Below are 17,210 nucleotides of genomic sequence, written 5' to 3'. Positions count from 1 at the left end.
CGCACCTTTCCATGGTTCTCCCGCTGCGCTCGCTCATGCCGGGTCCGCCCGGTCCAGGCGGTAGCCGACGCCGTGCACGGTGTGCACCAGCCGGGGTTCGCCGCCCGCCTCCAGCTTCCGGCGCAGATAACCGACGTATACGGCAAGGGAGTTGGAGTCCGGGCCGAAGTCGCGGCCCCACACCCGATCCAGGATCACCTCGCGCGGCATCACCTGCCCCGGGTGCAGCAGCAACAGCTCCAGCAGCGCCCATTCGGTGCGGCTGAACTCCAGCGGTCGGCCCGCCCGGTGGCCGGTGCGGGTCACCGGGTCGACGACCAGGTCGTCGAAGGAGAGGGAGGTGTCGTCGGCGGCGGGGGCCGAGGCGCGGCGCAGCAGGGCCCTGATCCGCGCCACCAGCTCGTCCAGCGCGAACGGTTTGACGAGATAGTCGTCGGCGCCCGCGTCGAGGCCGTCGACCCGTTCGCTGACCGAGTCCAGCGCGGTCAGGACGAGGATCGGGGTGCGGTCGTCCAGTGCGCGGAGGCGGCGGCAGACGGCCAGCCCGTCGAGGACCGGCATCAGCACGTCCAGGACGATGGCGTCCGGCTGCCAGGTGGCGACCTCCGAGAGGGCCGCGAGGCCGTCGGCGGCGCCGCGTACCGCATAGCCCTCGACGGCGAGGCCGTCCTCCACCGCGGCGCGCACCTCAGGCTCGTCGTCGACGACGAGGATCTTGGGGGGCGGGGCGCTCTTGGATGCGGGGGAGTCGGACGGGGGCGGCAGGGACGATGGCGTGGGCATGGACACAGGCTGCCAAACACCTCTCTTAGAAGCTTCTTAGGGCAGTTCGCGAGCGTGGCGGCCATGCGCACACCACTCTCCGTCGTGATCGGTGCGGGCGGCACCGGCGGCCATATCTATCCGGGCCTCGCCCTCGCGGACGCACTCCGCCGGGCCGAGCCCGATGCGGTGATCTCCTTCGTCGGGACCGAGCGCGGACTGGAGACCCGGCTCATCCCGCAGGCCGGATACCGGCTGCACACCGTCGACATGATTCCCTTCGACCCGTCACTCGGCGCCCGACGCTATCTGCTGCCGGCCGCGCTGCTCAGGTCGGGCGCCCAGTGCCGCGCCATCCTGAAGGCGCAGCGCGCCCAGGTCGCGGTCGGTATGGGCGGCTATCCGAGCGCGCCGGTCATCGTCGGGGCACGGCTGGCCGGGCTGCCGAGCCTGGTCCACGAGTCCAACGCGGTGCCGGGCCGGGCCAACAAGTTCGCGGCCCGGCTCACCCCGCACATCGCGCTCGCCTTTGACCGCAGCCGGGAGCATCTGGCGGGCGGCGAGCACGCCGAGACCGTCGGGATGCCGCTGGTCGGGCCGCTGGCCCGGCTGGACCGTACGGCTCTCCGGGCGGGCGCGCGGCGGGAGCTGGGCGTGCCGGACGGTGCGCGGCTGCTGCTGGTCAACGGCGGGAGCCTGGGTGCGGCCCGGCTCACCGAGGCCGCGGTGGGTTTCGCCGCCCGTCACCGGTCCCGAGCGGATCTGCGGCTGCTGATCAAGACCGGTCCGGCGGCCCTGGACGCGACCCGGGCGGCACTGGCGGCGAACGGCGGGGCGGCGGTCGCCGAGGCGGTGCCCTATCTGGACCGGATGGATCTGGCCTACGCCGCCGCCGATCTGGTGGTCAGCCGGGCCGGTTCGGCGACTGTCGCCGAACTGGCCACCATCGGGATGCCGTCCGTCCTCGTGCCGTATCCGCATGCGCCGGGCGACCACCAGACGCATAACGCGCGGGTGCTCTCCGATGCCGGGGCGGCGCTGCTGCTGCCCGACGCGGAGACCACCGCCGAGCGGCTGGACGCTCTCGTCACGCCGCTGCTGGACGATCCCGACCGGCTCGCCGCGATGGGCGCGGCCGCCGACCCGGGCACCCATGCGCGGGCCGCCGACCTCCTGGCCGCGAAGGCCCTCGCGCTCGCCGGCCACCCGAACCCCCATCACCTCACCCTGAAGGAGTCAGCATGACCAGCACGAGCATCATCAGCAGCACACAGCAGTGGAACGGCCGCAAGGTCCTCGTCACCGGGGCCGAGGGATTCATCGGCTCGGCCCTCGTCGACCTGCTGGTCGGGAGCGGCGCGGAGGTGCGCGCCTTTGTGCACTACAAGCCGTATGCGGAGAAGGGCAATCTGGCGCGCTATCTGGCGCCCGGCAGTCCCGTCGAGATGGTCGCGGGGGACATACGGGACGCCGGCCGGGTGATGGACGCCGTCGAGGGCTGCGACACGGTCTTCCATCTCGCAGCGCTGATCGGCATCCCCTACAGCTATGACTCGCCCGGCGCGTACGTCCAGACGAATGTCGTCGGTACCGAGAACGTGGCGGAGGCCTGCCGCCGGCACGCCGTCCGGCGCCTCGTCCACACCTCCACCAGCGAGGTCTACGGGACCGCGCGGACCGCCCCGATCGGCGAGGACCACCCGCTGCAGCCGCAGTCCCCGTACTCCGCCTCGAAGATCGGCGCCGACATGATGGCGCTGTCGCACTGGCACGCGTTCGAGCTGCCGGTGACGGTCGTCCGGCCCTTCAACACCTATGGGCCGCGGCAGTCCGCGCGCGCCGTGATCCCCACCATCCTGGCCCAACTCCACTCCGGCGCCCGGCAGATCAAGCTGGGCTCGCTCACCCCGACCCGCGACTTCACGTTCGTCACCGACACCGCGGCCGGGTTCCTGGCGATGGCCGACTGCGACCGGGCGCTGGGGCAGGTCGTCAACCTCGGCAGCGGCCGGGAGATTTCCATCGGCGCGCTCGCCGAGGCGCTGATAGCGGCGTCGGGCCAGGACGCGGAGGTAGTGGTGGACACCGAGCGGCTGCGGCCTTCGGGCAGCGAGGTCGAGCGGCTGCTGTCGGACAACTCCCGTGCGCGGGAGTGGGCTTCGTGGGAGCCGCGGGTGTCCCTGAAGGAGGGGCTGGAGCGGACGTCGGCCTGGGTGGCCGAAAACCTGGAGCTGTTCCGCGCGGAGCGGTACCAGGTCTAGGGCGGAGCCGTATCAGGTCCGCTGGGGGCCCTTGCATCCCCTACGGGATCTGGTTCGCCGCCCCGGATGAATGAGTCCGGTGTTCGCACTGGCTGCCACCCGTGGAATCCGTCACCTAACATGCCAGGTCATGGCGATGTTTGTGCACTTGACGTCGGCGGCGAACGCGCCGCGCATCCGACGGTCCGGGATCCGGGCAGCCAGCCACGGACAAGGCGGTGCGCGCGGGGTGTACTGCTTCCCGGTGCTGCCGTCGTACACCCTCACCCACCAATGGCTGCGTGAACTGGCTCGTTTCGGCAGCCGGGGCGGGCTGGTGGCCGTCCACGTGCGGCTGGACGACGACCAGCACGTGCTGGTCGGGCGCTATTCGGACCGGAGGCGGGACGCCCAGTCCACCGTCCCCGCAGCCGAGGCGGTCCGGCGGATCGCCTCGCTGGACGACCCGCGCGGATGGGAGGTGTTCGTACCCCGGGCGATCCGGCCGCGCGAAGTGCACCGAGTCCGCACCGCGCCCCAGCTCGTGGGCTGGCGGTACCGGCCGGACGCGCACGGCGTCCGCCCCTGCACCTGCTTCGGATGCCGGGTGCGCGGAGAGTACGGGGGGCGGCGCCTGCGAGAGCGGTTGCCGCATCCGGAGGACGGTCCGCCGCCACCGGTCAGAGTGCTGCTCGCTAGGGTCACGGCAGCCGGCGACCCCGGAGACCCAGTCGTGCTGCGGGAGGCGCTGCACTGGTTCGGCATGCGTCGACGGGGCCCGCTTGCCCAGCTGACCCACCTTGCCGCCCACCCCCACCCCGGCGTGCGGGAGGACCTGGTGTGGGCGGTCGCCCGCTGGTCCACCCCCGGGGTCGCTGAGCTGCTGGACGGTCTCGCCGACGACCCGCACCCGGACGTCCGGGAGGCGGTGGAGGCGATCCGTGAGCCGTAGTGACCACTGACCCCTTGGAATCGATCACCTAGGGTCGGGCCTCAAAGAGGTCTACACGGGGGACTCACATGGATGACCGCACGGCGGACGATGTCTACATGGAGGGCAGGCACGCTCCGGAGGGCTCTCCCGCCCACCGGCTGTACCTCTGGATCGAGACCCTGCATGAACTCATGGACCGGTTCATCAGCCAGTTCATGCGCGAGGAATGGGAGCACGACTACAGCGTCCGTGAACTGCCGGGCCTGGAGGAGCACCTGCTCGACTTCTGCAGAGGTGACGACGGCAGCGACGACGCGAACGCGATGTTCATCGAATCCGCGGCGGCCTATCTGGGCGAGACGCTGATCGAGGAGGCGGGCGGTCGCTGGGACTGGGACGAGAGCGCGGGAACCGACGGGCTGCCCGTGGTGTGTCCGGACCCTGTCCTCGGCCTTGAGCCGGTCGTTCCGCTGCTCGTCGTCGGTCAGGCCCTCAACGAGGGGACGGGACAGGTCTTCGCCACGGCGGCGCGCCTGCTGCGCAAGGCGGTCAGGGACCGGCAGCGGGAGCAGCCGGAGTGGTGGCCGAAGCGGGTTCCCACGCCGTGGGTTCGTTACGCGGACGTGTTCACGGCCGTCCACACGGCGTACCGATGGCAGAACAAGCGCATGCTCGACTACCTCGACTGGTGGGCCGAGGAAGCCGGCGGCCGCACGCATTGGCTCTTCACGCCCAAGTCCTTGGACGCCTTGGAGGCGATGCTGCGCAAGAACTTCCCGACGGTCGAGGACTACCACCGGGCCGCGGACGAGCCCTTCTGGATCATGGCCGCATGGTACGTGGGCAAGTACGTCGTCGAGAACAAGGACGCCCAGTGGCAGTACCGCGGGGTCAACCCCGATGCTCCGCCCGGCACTTGGCACGCGGAGGACGGTTACTGGTCCGGCGCCGTCTTCGTCAACCAGCGGCTCCGCTACGACGGTCACGCCGAGCTTCTCCCCGCCATGCTGCAGGACGTCGTCGCAGGCGAGAGTCTGCGCGAGGTGGTGGACCGCTTTCCGGACCGTTTGCCGGAGGGTGACTACGTGTGGGGGGAGCCGGCCTGGCCTGAGGTGTTGTGGGTGTTGGCCCGCCCGGAACATCTGGAGACGCCGTCCCTGCCGCCCCTCACGGAGGAGGAGCTGAAGGAGCTGGAGGAGGCGGACGATCTGCAGGGGCCGGACTTGACGGACAACCACCGACTGAACACCTGGCTGGCCGAACGGCGGGAAGCCTTCCCCGCGTGGGCCGACGAAGCGGGCGGCGGAACCGCCTCGTGGGACTTCTCCCCCGAGTCCCTCGACCGGCTCGAAGACCTGGTGCGTGGGCTGTTCTCCACCTACGAGGAGATGCTGGCCGCGTGGAACGACCCGTTCCTGGTCGGCGCGGCCTGGTACTTCGGTGAGGTCCAGGTCAGGCAGTGCGGCGCCGTGTGGAGGTGGCACCCGAAACCCTCCGAGGAACCCGACAACATGCACGACGTCCCGATGGTGCAGGGGCCCGAACCCGACCCGGACGAGGACGAGGACGAGTACGACGACGATTCCGATGGGTACGACGACGACCACGTCCACATCTGCGACGTGATGAGCGAACTGCACGCGTTGCTGCTGCGTGGGCCGGACAACAGGCTGCGGAACGCCTTGGAGCCGTACGACAGGGCATAGGACTTATTCGTCCAGACCCGTCACCCCAGCCGGCCGAGTCCCATCAGCAGCACCGTCGAAAGCTGGTGGGCCCATGCGGTGTCCACCGGCTCCGCGGTGACCAGGGTGCGGTGCACGATCGCCCCGGCGATGAGATCGAAGATCAGGCCGACGATCTGCGCTGCGGCCTGCTCGCCGTCGGGTCCCGGGGCGTTCGGCGGCAGTTCGCCGCGCTCCTGGGCGCGTTCCCGGCCGAGGATTACCAGCCGCTTCTGGCGGTCGACGATCGCCGAGCGGATCCGCTCGCGCAGCGCGTCGTCGGTGGTGGACTCGGCGACCACGGCCATCAGTGCGGTCTTGGTCTCGGGCCGCGCCAGCAGCGCCCCGAACTGCAGCACCACACCCTCGATGTCGGACTGCAGACAGCCCCGGTCGGGGAGTTCGAGCTCGTCGAAGAGGACCGCCACGGCGTCGACTACGAGCTCGTTCTTGTTGGCCCAGCGGCGGTAGAGCGTCGTCTTGGCGACGCCGGCCCGGGCCGCGACATCGCCCATGGTGAGTTTTCCCCAGCCCAGATCGACGAGCGCGGCACGCGTGGCGTCGAGGATCGCGCGGTCGGTCTCGGCGCTGCGCGGGCGTCCCGTGCGGCCTTTCCGGGGGCTGGCGGAGTGGTGCATGCGGGCGACCATACCGGCCGGTAAGCGGGCGGGTGCCGAGGCTCGTGAGGCAGATCACGGAGTACGGGGCCGGAAGTGGGTGCCGAGAGGGGGCCGCGGCCAGTTACGCTACGGGTCGTAGCGTAAGAGCGATAGCCACCGGGCCTTGGGTGGGGACCCAGGGCCCAATCGACCGGTCCTTCGGGATCGGGCACGGTCCTCCTCGGGACCGAACGGGCACCGAACCCGTCGTACGCCGGCATTCCGGCGGGGCGTGCGGGCGGGGGCGGTGCCCAGCGGCAGATCCGACACGTCCGGCGAGCCCGATCGGTGCCGCCGGGCCGGAATTTCCGCATCGCTTTTCGGAACGGAGCGCCCAGGGGGGAGGATGGACCCATGCAGCCACGCAACATGTCCATGAGCGGAGTCGTCGACCTTGCCGCAGTGAAGGCGGCCGGGGAAGCGAAGCAGAAGGCGGAGCACGCGCGTGCCGAGGCCGCCCGTACGGGCCAGGCCCCCGTCGGCGGTGCCCGGCTGGTGTTCGACGTCGACGAGGCGGGGTTCCAGCAGGACGTCCTGCAGCGCTCCACCGAGGTTCCGGTCGTCATCGACTTCTGGGCCGAGTGGTGCGAGCCGTGCAAGCAGCTGGGTCCGCTGCTGGAGCGCCTCGCGGGGGAGTACGCCGGCAAGTTCGTGCTGGCCAAGATCGACGTCGACGCCAACCAGATGCTGTTCCAGCAGTTCGGGGTGCAGGGCATCCCGGCGGTGTTCGCGGTCGTCGCGGGCCAGCCGATCCCGCTGTTCCAGGGCGCGGCCCCGGAGTCGCAGATCCGCCAGGTGCTGGACCAGCTGGTGCAGGCCGCCGAGCAGCAGTTCGGCATCGTGGGCGCACCGGTGGACGCGCCGGCCGCGGGTGAGCAGGAGGCGGCGGCCGAGGCGCCGGCGCCGGTCGGCCCGTACGACGCGCTGCTGGAGGCCGCGAACTCGGCGCTGGACTCCGGCGACCTGGGCGGCGCCATCCAGGCCTACCAGAACGTCCTCTCCGACGACCCGGCCAACCCGGAGGCCAAGCTCGGTCTCGCGCAGGCCGAACTTCTGCAGCGGGTGCAGGGGCTGGACCCGCAGGCCGTACGCAAGGAGGCCGCGGAGAACCCGGCCGATGTGCAGGCGCAGATCCGTGCCGCCGACCTCGATCTGGTCGGCGGGCATGTCGAGGACGCCTTCGGGCGGTTGGTCGACGCGGTGAAGCGGACGTTCGGTGACGACCGGGACGCCGCACGGGTGCGGCTCCTGGAGCTGTTCGAGGTGATCGGCGCGGAGGACCCGCGGGTGACCTCGGCGCGCACCGCCCTGGCCCGCGTGCTGTTCTGAGCCGCCGGCCTTTCCGACACCGCCGGGGCGCACCGCCCCGTAAGCACCCCTGACAAACAGCAGCGGCCGCGTTTTACCAAAACTTGGTAAACGCGGCCGCTGTTACTTGGAGTAAGCCAGGTGGGTGCCTTCATGGCGATATGTCCGTAGTTCATTGATGTCTCTTCGTTGTTAACGACGACCGTCCGTACCCGGGCGATATCAGCGGGTCGCTGCCTGGTTATCGGCCCGTTACCCGCAAGTAACGAGCCTCTTGTGCGGCGGCTGCGAATGCACCACGATCGGCCTCGCTCGGTCCATTCCCGCAGCCCGGCATCCGGCCGGTGCCGCGGGGTATTTGGGTCCCCACCGAGTGGTCGGCGGCAGTGGCGCCGGCCGTGGACAGGGGGGTCTCTGCCCCATCCGGCAGGGCCTGTCCAGTGAGGTTGCGCGAGAGCGTGGCCAGTGGTTGTCGCTCGGGGGTGATCGCCGGTATTCGGAACGCACTTCGCCTCCGAGGACGGGCGCTCTCCTTCCCGAGGACGTAGCACTTCTCCCATCCCAGGTGCGGCCGCTCAATTCAGACGGCCGACGCCGGAGATGTACGTCCGAGAAGGAGGAAAGTCATGGAGTCCCTGGCTCGTGGCGGGACCAGATGGAAGCGGTTCGCCGTCGTCATGGTGCCGAGCGTCGCGGCGACTGCCGCGATCGGCGTGGCCCTCTCGCAGGGTGCGCTCGCGGCCTCGTTCAGCGTGTCCGGCCAGCAGTTCAAGGTGGCCACCGACCGTCTGGAAGGCACCGGCTTCGTTCAGTACGGAGCCGTTGACGCCCAGAAGGACGGCAAGGCGATCCCGGTCGCGGTCTCGGCGTTCTCCAGCGCCAAGATCAAGAACCTGTGCCAGTCCGTAGTCGTGCCCGTCCCGGTCTTCGGTGACGTGTCGATGGTGCTCAAGGCGGGCGGCGGCGCCAAGCCGGTCGAGGCGAAGAACCTCTACATCGACCTCGACCAGCTCAGCGCGGACGCGACCTTCAACAACATCAACATCGGTGTTGCCGCGGGTTCGACGTCCAAGGGTCCCGGCATCAAGAAGGGCGACAAGACGGACCCCGGTTCGTTCGCCCAGGAGGCCGACACCGCCACGCTGACCGGCGTCAAGCAGACGGCCTGGGCGACCACGGCCGGCACGTTCAAGCTCAGCGGCCTCAGCATGAAGGTCACCAAGGGCAAGAACGAGTGCTACTGACGCACTGAGTGTGCGGGCGCGGGGCGAGCTGTGCGGCGTCTTGAGCCGTGCCCCGTGCCCGTACGCCGGTGGTGCGTCGTAGGCCACTCCAGCTCAGAACCACCGAATTAGCCAGTCCCGAGGAGCTGTACGACATGAGCGCCGAAACGCGACCACGGCTGATCGAGTCCATCGGCCACAAGCGGCTTTCGTTCCGGGAGTGGCGTGGCCGTCGCCCGTTCTGGGGCGGTCTGCTGACTCTGCTCGGCGGGGTCCCGATCATGTACTTCCCCTACGCGCATCTCACGCTCGGGGGCATGACCCTCAGCATGGCGACAACGGCCGGTGCGGGCTCGCTGATCATCGGCGTGCTGCTGGTCGTGCTCGGTCTCACCATGTGGTTCCAGCCGGCCTCGCGCGTGTTCGCGGGCGTGGCGGCGATTCTGCTCTCCCTGGTCTCCCTGGTCGTCTCGAACTTCGGCGGCTTCGTGGTCGGCTTCCTGATGGGGCTGATCGGCGGTGCGCTGGCGGTTGCCTGGGCGCCGGGCAGTCCGGAGAGCAAGGGCGACGCCGGTGAGGCGGCCCGCGATGTGCCCGCCGGGCCGGTGCTGGCCACCCATCCCACGCCGGCCACCGGCGCCGGTTCGGGGTCGGGCTTCGGACTGGACGACCTGTCAGGAACGAGCCCGACCAACGGGCCGAACAACGGGAGGCACCGTGCCGGGTGACGAGCTGCACCAGAACGCAGCCGCCGGGGCGAGATCCGGGCCGCGGCACGCGGCGCCGAAGAAGCCGTTGCTGACGCGGCTCCACGTGCCCGCGGGCAAGGCGATCGCCATCGCCGCCATGCCGTCCGCCGTGCTCATGGGCATGGGGCTGACGCCCCAGATGGCGATGGCCAAGGCGCAGCCGCCCACGAGCCCCTTCAAGGACGGTCCGTGTGTGACCGCTCCGGACAAGACGGACCAGGGCGGCGAAGATTCCACGGCGAAGGACGGTGCCAAGGACGACGCCGAGCCGTCCGCCACCCCCTCGCCCAAGCCCTCGCCGTCGGCGAGCAAGGAACCGACCAAGGCCCCCGAACCGTCCGACTCCCAGAAGACCGACGAGCCGTCCGGCTCCGCATCGCCGTCGCCGTCTCCGTCTCCGTCGGCCTCTGACGAGGAGAAGGACGACGGCGGGGGGCTGCTGGGCGGCATCGGTGACGCGCTCGGCGGCCTCTTCGGCGGCGACGACTCCAAGGAGACGGACGCTTCGCCGAGCCCGTCGCCCTCGCAGTCCACCGCGACCGCTTCGCCGAGCCCCTCGCCGACCGCGTCCAAGGACTCCACGTCCACGGACTCCACGTCCACGGACTCCGGGTCCGACAAGGTCACGGATGCCGTCAAGGGCGTCACGGACGGTGTCACCAGGGGCGTCGAGGACCCGTCGAAGGCGGCCAACGACACCGTCCACGGCGCCGTCGGCACGGCGGACAGCGTCCTGCCCGGTGGGGGTCTGGACGGCAAGGACGCCGATGGCAAGGAGTCGTTCCCCTGTGTCGTGGAGAACAAGCAGGCGGGCAAGAACGAGCAGACGCCCGTCACGCTGCCCGACGACCCGTGGCACCTGGAGTCCAGCGGGCTCACCCTGCGCGGTCTGGACTTCGAGGGCGTGGTCAACGTCACGACCCAGAGCGGCCGCACCAAGCAGGCGCTGAAGTTCACCGCCGACACCGTGGACATCGCCGATCTGCACCAGACCGTCGACGACCGGGCATCGGGCAAGAAGTACCACGTCCGATCGGACCCGGGCTCCACGTCGACCATGCGCGGCGGCAAGGTGACGATGTACACCGAGCGGCTTCAGGGCAATCTCTTCGGGCTGATCCCGATCGTCTTCGATCCGGAGCACCCGCCGCCGATCAATGTCTCGTTCGCCTACTTCACCAAGGTGAAGATCGATCAGGCGGGCCAGTTCGGCGGCAACCTCCATGTCCCGGGCATGCGGGTGAGCATCGAGGACTGACCGGAGCACCACCCGGCCGAAGCCTTTCCGGGAGCCGCAGAAAACGACGGTGGGCCGCCCCTCAACAGGGGGCGGCCCACCGCCGTTTTCATGACCTACGGGAGCGTCAGGCGCTCTCGCCGCCGAGGTGGTGCACCCGGACCATGTTGGTGGTGCCGGGGACGCCGGGGGGCGAACCGGCAGTGATGATCATGGTGTCGCCCTTGCTGTAGCGCTGGAGCTTCAGCAGCTCGGCGTCCACGATGTCCACCATCGCGTCGGTGTTGTCGACGTGCGGCGCGACAAAGGTCTCCACGCCCCAGCTCAGCGACAGCTGGTTGCGGGTGGCGGCGTCGGTGGTGAAGGCCAGGATCGGCTGGCAGGCGCGGTAGCGCGACAGCCGGCGGGCGGTGTCACCGGACTTGGTGAAGGCGACCAGCGCCTTGCCGTCCAGGAAGTCCGCCATCTCGCAGGCCGCGCGGGCCACCGCGCCGCCCTGCGTACGCGGCTTCTTGCCGGGCACCAGCGGCTGCAGGCCCTTGGACAGCAGCTCCTCCTCGGCCGCCTCGACGATCTTCGACATCGTCTTGACGGTCTCGATCGGGTAGGCGCCGACCGAGGACTCCGCGGAGAGCATGACCGCGTCGGCGCCGTCGAGAATGGCGTTGGCGACGTCGGACGCCTCGGCGCGGGTCGGCCGGGAGTTGGTGATCATCGACTCCATCATCTGGGTCGCGACGATCACCGGCTTGGCGTTCCGGCGGCACATCTCCACCAGGCGCTTCTGCACCATCGGGACCTTCTCCAGCGGGTACTCCACCGCCAGGTCGCCACGGGCCACCATGACCGCGTCGAAGGCCATCACGACCTCCTGCATGTTGGCGACCGCCTGCGGCTTCTCGACCTTGGCGATGACCGGGACCCGGCGGCCCACCTCGTCCATGACGCGGTGCACGTCCTGGACGTCCTTGGCGTCCCGGACGAAGGACAGCGCGACCATGTCGCAGCCCATGTGCAGGGCGAACTTGAGGTCGTCGATGTCCTTCTCGGACAGGGCCGGGACGTTCACCGCGGCGCCGGGCAGGTTGATGCCCTTGTGGTCGGAGATGACCCCGCCCTCGATGACGATGGTGCGCACCCGGGCGCCGTCGACCTCGACGACCTGGAGCGCGACATTGCCGTCGTTGATCAGGATCGGGTCGCCCTTGGAGACGTCACCGGGCAGGCCCTTGTAGGTCGTGCCGCAGATGGACTTGTCGCCGGGGACGTCCTCGGTGGTGATGACGAACTCGTCACCGCGGACCAGCTCGACGGGTCCGTCGGCGAAGGTCTCCAGGCGGATCTTGGGGCCCTGGAGGTCGGCCAGCACGCCGACGGCGCGGCCGGTCTCCTCGGAGGCCTTGCGGAGGCGCTGGTACCGCTCCTCGTGCTCCGATTGGGTCCCATGGCTCATGTTGAAACGGGCCACGTTCATACCGGCCTCGATCAGCGTCTTCAGCTGGTCGTAGGAGTCGACGGCGGGGCCCAGGGTGCAAACGATTTTGGAACGGCGCATGGGCTGGATCCTATCGGTTTGTTTAGGAGCGGAATATTCCACCTGGTGGAAGCCCCAGCGACTAGGCGTTGACCAGGGCGTATGTCTGCTGAGCGATCTCAAGTTCCTCGTCGGTGGGGACGACGGCGACCGCGACCCGGGCGTATTCGGGCGAGATCAGCCGCGGCTCGTCGCCCCGGACGGCGTTGAGCGAGGCGTCCACCGCCATGCCCATCTCCTCCAGGCCGTCGATCGCGGCCGCCCGCACCGGGGCGGCGTTCTCGCCGACGCCCGCGGTGAACGCCACCGCGTCGACCCGGCCGAGCACCGCGCTGTAGGCGCCGATGTACTTCTTCAGCCGGTGGATGTAGATGTCGAAGGCCAGCTTCGCCTGGGTGTCGCCCTCGTCGATCCGGCGGCGGATCTCGCGCATGTCGTTGTCGCCGCACAGCCCGACGAGACCGCTCTTCTTGTTGAGCAGCACGTCGACCTCGTCCTCCGACATCCCGGCGACCCGCTTGAGATGGAAGGTCACCGCGGGGTCGATGTCGCCGGAGCGGGTGCCCATGACCAGGCCCTCCAGCGGGGTGAGCCCCATCGAGGTGTCCACGCAGCGGCCGCCGGCCACCGCCGAGGCGGAGGCGCCGTTGCCCAGGTGCAGCACGATGACATTGATGTCTTCGGGGGCCTTGCCGAGCAGCTCGGCGGTCTTGCGCGAGACATAGGCGTGCGACGTGCCGTGGAAGCCGTAGCGGCGGATGCGGTGCGCGTCGGCGGTCTCCACGTCGATCGCGTAGCGGGCCGCGTACTCCGGCATCGTGGTGTGGAACGCGGTGTCGAAGACCGCGACCTGCGGCAGGTCGGGGCGCAGCGCCCGGGCGGTCCGGATGCCGGTGATGTTCGCCGGGTTGTGCAGCGGCGCGACCGGCACCAGCCGCTCGATCTCCGTCAGCACCTCGTCGTCGATCACGGTCGGCGCGCTGAACTTCAGCCCGCCGTGCACCACACGGTGGCCGATCGCGGCCAGCTCCGGGGAGTCGAGCCCGAGGCCGTCCGCGGACAGCTCCGTGGCGACGGCCTTGAGTGCGGCCTTGTGGTCGGCTATCGGGCCCTCGGTCTCGCGCTTGGCGCCGCCGGTGGCCAGCGGGGTGTGGGCCAGACGCGAGGTCTCCTCACCGATCCGCTCGACGAGACCGACGGCCAGCCGGGTGCCCGCGGGGGAGCCGTTGATCGACTCCGTCTGCATGTCGAGCAGCTGGTACTTCAGCGACGAGGAGCCGGAGTTGAGGACGAGGACGCGGGAGGCGGTGGCAGTCATAAAGCTTTCCGATGGGGAGGGGTGTTTCGGGGGGCTCAGGCGGTGGGTGCGGCGCCGGGCTGCGCGCCCTGTGCCTGGATGGCGGTGATGGCCACGGTGTTGACGATGTCCTGGACGAGGGCGCCGCGCGACAGGTCGTTGACCGGCTTGCGCAGACCCTGCAGGACCGGGCCGACCGCGACCGCGCCGGCCGAGCGCTGCACGGCCTTGTAGGTGTTGTTGCCGGTGTTGAGGTCCGGGAAGATCAGCACGGTGGCCTTGCCGGCCACGTCCGACTCGGGGAGCTTGGTCCGCGCGACCGCGGAGTCCACCGCCGCGTCGTACTGGATCGGGCCCTCGACCAGCAGGTCGGGACGGAGCGCGCGGACCAGCTCGGTGGCCTTGCGAACCTTGTCGACGTCGGCGCCGGAGCCGGAGGTGCCGGTGGAGTACGACAGCATCGCGATCCGCGGCTCGACGCCGAACTGGGCGGCGGTGGTGGCCGACTGGATGGCGATGTCGGCGAGCTGCTCGGCGTTCGGGTCCGGGTTGACCGCGCAGTCGCCGTAGACCAGGACGCGGTCGGCCAGGCACATGAAGAAGACCGACGACACGATCTGGGCGTTCGGCTTCGTCTTGATGATCTCGAAGGCGGGGCGGATGGTGGCCGCGGTGGAGTGCACCGCGCCGGAGACCATGCCGTCGGCCAGGCCCTCCTGGACCATCAGGGTGCCGAAGTAGGAGACATCCGCGACCACGTCGAAGGCCAGCTCGTAACTGACCCCCTTGTGGGCGCGCAGCTTCGCGTAGAGCTCGGCGAACCGCTCGCGCAGCTCGGAGGTCTGCGGGTCGATGATCTGGGCGCCCGCCAGGTCTATGGCCAGGTCGGCGGCGCGCTTGCGGATCGACTCCTCCTCGCCGAGCAGGGTCAGATCGCAGACGTCGCGGCGCAGCAGCACATCGGCGGCGCGCAGTACGCGTTCCTCGGTGCCCTCGGGGAGGACGACGCGGCGGCGGCCGGACCGGGAGCGCTCGATCAGCTCGTGCTCGAACATCATCGGCGTGACGCGGCCGGAGCGGGCGACGGAGATCCGGTTCGTCAGCTCGGCGGTGTCCACATGCCGTTCGAAGAGGCCCAGTGCGGTCTCCGCCTTGCGGGGGGAGGCGGCGTTGAGCTTGCCCTCGATGGCGAACAGCTCGGCGGCGGTGGGGAACGAGCCGCCGGGCACGGAGACGACCGGGGTGCCGGGAGCGAGGCGGCCGGCCAGCGCCATGATGTCGGGCCCCGGCCGTTCGTCGAGGGTGAGCAGCACTCCGGCGATCGGCGGGGCGCCGGCGCTGTGCGCGGCGAGCGAGCCGATGACCAGGTCGGCGCGGTCCCCCGGGGTCACCACGAGGCAGCCGGGGGTCAGCGCCTTGAGGAAGGTCGGCAGCATGGCGCCGCCGAAGACGAAGTCCCGCGCGTCCCGGGCGAGCCCGGAGTCGTCGCCGAGCAGCACCTCCGCGCCGAGGGTGTGCACGATCTGCGCGACGGTCGGCGCGGAGAGCGAGCCGTCCTCGGGGAGCACGTAACAGGGGACGGGGAGGCGGGCGGAGAGCCGGTCGGCGACGGCCTCGCGCAGCTCGGGGGCGACCCGGTTCACGACCATGGCGACGACGTCGCAGCCCAGCGACTGGAAGGCCCGGTGGGCGTTGCGGGCCTCGGCGCGTACGGACTCGGCCTCCTGGCCCTGGCCGCCGACGACGGCGATCAGCGAGGCGCCGAACTCGTTGGCGAGCCGGGCGTTGAGGCTCAGCTCGTCCGGGAGGCTGGTGTCGGCGTAGTCCGAGCCGAGGACCAGGACGTACTCATAGTCCCTGGCCACCGCGTGAAAGCGGGCGACGAGCCGGGAGACCAGCTCGTCGGTGCCGCGCTCGGCCTGGAGAGTGCCGGCCTCCTCGTAACTCAGGCCGTATACGGTGTCCGCGGACTGGGTGAGCCGGTAGCGGGACCGCAGCAGATCGAAGAGCCGGTCCGGTCCGTCGTGGACCAGCGGGCGGAAGACCCCCACCCGGTCGACATGGCGGGTCAGGAGCTCCATGACTCCCAGCTCGATGACCTGGCGGCCGTCGCCGCGGTCGATCCCGGTCACGTACACGCTGCGCGTCACGCGTGCTCTCCGATCCGTTGCATCGCTCTTCGTTCCGTTGCTCACCAGGGCAAATCACCCGTTATTGTTGGGCTTGCCCCCCTTGACAATACCTGCGTGGGTGGCTAGGCCGCTCTCCCAGTTTCCCCTGAGCGTCCGGTGAAGGAACAGTGGGGTGCCCGCCGGGTGAAGGCAGTGCCCTCCGGCCCGTGAAACAATCGGACCGGCTCTCACGAACCGACCGCGAGCACAGGAGACACAGCACGATGCGTATCGGAGTCCTCACCGCAGGCGGCGACTGCCCCGGACTGAATGCTGTGATCCGGTCTGTCGTCCACCGCGCCCTCACCGGCCACGACGACGAGGTGATCGGCTTCGAGGACGGCTTCAAGGGCCTGCTCGAAGGACGCTTCCGCAAGCTCGATCTTGAAGCGGTCAGCGGCATCCTCGCCCGCGGCGGCACCATTCTCGGCTCGTCCCGGCTGGAGCGCGACCGGCTCCGCGAGGCCTGCGAGAACGCCAAGGACCTCTCCAAGGACTACGGCATCGATGTGCTGATCCCGATCGGCGGCGAGGGCACGCTGACCGCCGCCCGGATGCTGTCGGACGCCGGGATGCCGGTCGTCGGCGTCCCGAAGACCATCGACAACGACATCTCCTCCACCGACCGCACCTTCGGCTTCGACACCGCCGTCGGCGTGGCCACGGAGGCCATCGACCGCCTCAAGACCACCGCGGAATCGCATCAGCGCGTCATGGTCGTCGAGGTCATGGGACGGCACGCGGGCTGGATCGCGCTGGAGTCCGGGATGGCCGGCGGCGCCCACGGCATCTGCCTGCCGGAGCGGGAGTTCGACGTCAACGACCTGGTCAAGATGGTCGAGGAGCGGTTCGCCCGGGGCAAGAAGTTCGCCGTGGTCTGCGTCGCCGAGGGCGCGCACCCGGCCCCCGGCACCATGGACTACAAGAAGGGCGCCATCGACCCGTACGGCCACGAGCGGTTCTCCGGCATCGGCAACGCCCTCGCCCACGAACTGGAGAAGCGCCTCGGCAAGGAGGCCCGCCCGGTCATCCTCGGCCATGTCCAGCGCGGCGGCACTCCCACCGCCTACGACCGGGTGCTCGCCACCCGCTTCGGCTGGCACGCCGTCGAGGCCGCCCACCGCGGTGACTACGGCAGGATGACCGCCCTGCGCGGCACGCACATCACGATGGTGCCGCTGGCCGAGGCCGTCACCGAGCTCAAGACGGTGCCCGCGGACCGGATGGACGAGGCCGAGTCGGTCTTCTGAGCCGCAGACCTCCGAGCCGCAGACCTCCGAGGCACGGGCCTTCTGCGGCACGCTCTCCAGCGTCACGTCTTCGGTACTGACCACCGCAACGGCGGCGCGCTTCCCCCTGGTTGAGGGGAAGC

The 17,210-nt window shown here is 70.2% G+C and carries 14 protein-coding genes; 9 read left to right on the top strand and 5 right to left on the bottom strand.

Translation table 11 applies throughout. The features are described from left to right. Window positions 1-33: 33 nt before the first annotated feature. Entirely contained in the window at window positions 34-783 is a 750-nt protein-coding gene (locus AB0I10_RS09510) for a response regulator transcription factor (protein WP_363151786.1), read from the bottom strand. Between the two features lie 63 nt (window positions 784-846). Between AB0I10_RS09510 and AB0I10_RS09505 the strand changes: the two genes are divergently transcribed. The 4 genes from AB0I10_RS09505 to AB0I10_RS09490 all read left to right on the top strand — a co-directional run bounded on the left by AB0I10_RS09505 (window position 847) and on the right by AB0I10_RS09490 (window position 5,642). Next, a complete protein-coding gene (locus AB0I10_RS09505) occupies window positions 847-2,007 on the top strand; it encodes a UDP-N-acetylglucosamine--N-acetylmuramyl-(pentapeptide) pyrophosphoryl-undecaprenol N-acetylglucosamine transferase (protein ID WP_363151785.1) in 1,161 nt (386 codons plus the stop codon). Next, a complete protein-coding gene (locus AB0I10_RS09500) occupies window positions 2,004-3,023 on the top strand; it encodes a GDP-mannose 4,6-dehydratase (RefSeq protein WP_363151784.1) in 1,020 nt (339 codons plus the stop codon). The genes AB0I10_RS09505 and AB0I10_RS09500 overlap by 4 nt, the downstream gene beginning before the upstream one ends. A gap of 130 nt (window positions 3,024-3,153) precedes the next feature. Continuing rightward, entirely contained in the window at window positions 3,154-3,954 is an 801-nt protein-coding gene (locus AB0I10_RS09495; protein WP_363151783.1) for a HEAT repeat domain-containing protein, read from the top strand. A 68-nt stretch (window positions 3,955-4,022) separates the two neighbouring features. Next, window positions 4,023-5,642 (top strand): hypothetical protein, encoded by a 1,620-nt coding sequence (locus AB0I10_RS09490; RefSeq protein WP_363151782.1) that lies wholly within the window; start codon window positions 4,023-4,025, stop codon window positions 5,640-5,642. Window positions 5,643-5,662: 20 nt separating this feature from the next. On the opposite strand, the gene AB0I10_RS09485 is transcribed toward AB0I10_RS09490, so the two are convergent. Then, on the bottom strand, window positions 5,663-6,298 hold the full coding sequence (locus tag AB0I10_RS09485) for a TetR/AcrR family transcriptional regulator (protein ID WP_363151781.1): 636 nt from the start codon (window positions 6,296-6,298) through the stop codon (window positions 5,663-5,665). Between the two features lie 375 nt (window positions 6,299-6,673). Here AB0I10_RS09485 and AB0I10_RS09480 point away from each other — a divergent pair, with 375 nt between their 5' ends. The 4 genes from AB0I10_RS09480 to AB0I10_RS09465 all read left to right on the top strand — a co-directional run bounded on the left by AB0I10_RS09480 (window position 6,674) and on the right by AB0I10_RS09465 (window position 10,857). Continuing rightward, window positions 6,674-7,648 carry a tetratricopeptide repeat protein gene (locus tag AB0I10_RS09480; RefSeq protein ID WP_363151780.1) on the top strand — a complete coding sequence of 325 codons (975 nt, stop codon included), beginning with the start codon at window positions 6,674-6,676 and terminating at the stop codon, window positions 7,646-7,648. Between the two features lie 605 nt (window positions 7,649-8,253). Further along, on the top strand, window positions 8,254-8,871 hold the full coding sequence (locus AB0I10_RS09475) for a DUF6230 family protein (RefSeq protein ID WP_363151779.1): 618 nt from the start codon (window positions 8,254-8,256) through the stop codon (window positions 8,869-8,871). Window positions 8,872-9,005: 134 nt separating this feature from the next. Continuing rightward, window positions 9,006-9,578 (top strand): DUF6114 domain-containing protein, encoded by a 573-nt coding sequence (locus tag AB0I10_RS09470; RefSeq protein ID WP_363151778.1) that lies wholly within the window; start codon window positions 9,006-9,008, stop codon window positions 9,576-9,578. Continuing rightward, on the top strand, window positions 9,568-10,857 hold the full coding sequence (locus AB0I10_RS09465) for a hypothetical protein (RefSeq protein WP_363151777.1): 1,290 nt from the start codon (window positions 9,568-9,570) through the stop codon (window positions 10,855-10,857). Before AB0I10_RS09470 ends, AB0I10_RS09465 begins: the two co-directional genes overlap by 11 nt. A 106-nt stretch (window positions 10,858-10,963) precedes the next feature. On the opposite strand, the gene pyk is transcribed toward AB0I10_RS09465, so the two are convergent. The 3 genes from pyk to pta all read right to left on the bottom strand — a co-directional run bounded on the left by pyk (window position 10,964) and on the right by pta (window position 15,817). Then, window positions 10,964-12,391 (bottom strand): pyruvate kinase, encoded by a 1,428-nt coding sequence (gene pyk, locus AB0I10_RS09460; protein ID WP_363151776.1) that lies wholly within the window; start codon window positions 12,389-12,391, stop codon window positions 10,964-10,966. 61 nt (window positions 12,392-12,452) lie between these two features. Continuing rightward, window positions 12,453-13,688, bottom strand: a complete 1,236-nt coding sequence (locus AB0I10_RS09455; RefSeq protein WP_363151775.1) for an acetate kinase — start codon at window positions 13,686-13,688, stop codon at window positions 12,453-12,455. Between the two features lie 35 nt (window positions 13,689-13,723). Beyond that, complete coding sequence (pta, locus tag AB0I10_RS09450) at window positions 13,724-15,817, bottom strand: phosphate acetyltransferase (protein WP_363151774.1); 2,094 nt, start codon at window positions 15,815-15,817, stop codon at window positions 13,724-13,726. A gap of 245 nt (window positions 15,818-16,062) precedes the next feature. Here pta and AB0I10_RS09445 point away from each other — a divergent pair, with 245 nt between their 5' ends. After that, a complete protein-coding gene (locus AB0I10_RS09445; RefSeq protein WP_363151773.1) occupies window positions 16,063-17,088 on the top strand; it encodes an ATP-dependent 6-phosphofructokinase in 1,026 nt (341 codons plus the stop codon). The last annotated feature ends 122 nt before the right edge of the window (window positions 17,089-17,210 follow it).

This window comes from Streptomyces sp. NPDC050636 (assembly GCF_040654775.1).
Taxonomy (GTDB): Bacteria; Actinomycetota; Actinomycetes; order Streptomycetales; family Streptomycetaceae; genus Streptomyces.
The sequence above is the reverse complement of the archived record's forward strand: the minus strand, read 5'-3'. Positions and strand labels throughout refer to the sequence as shown.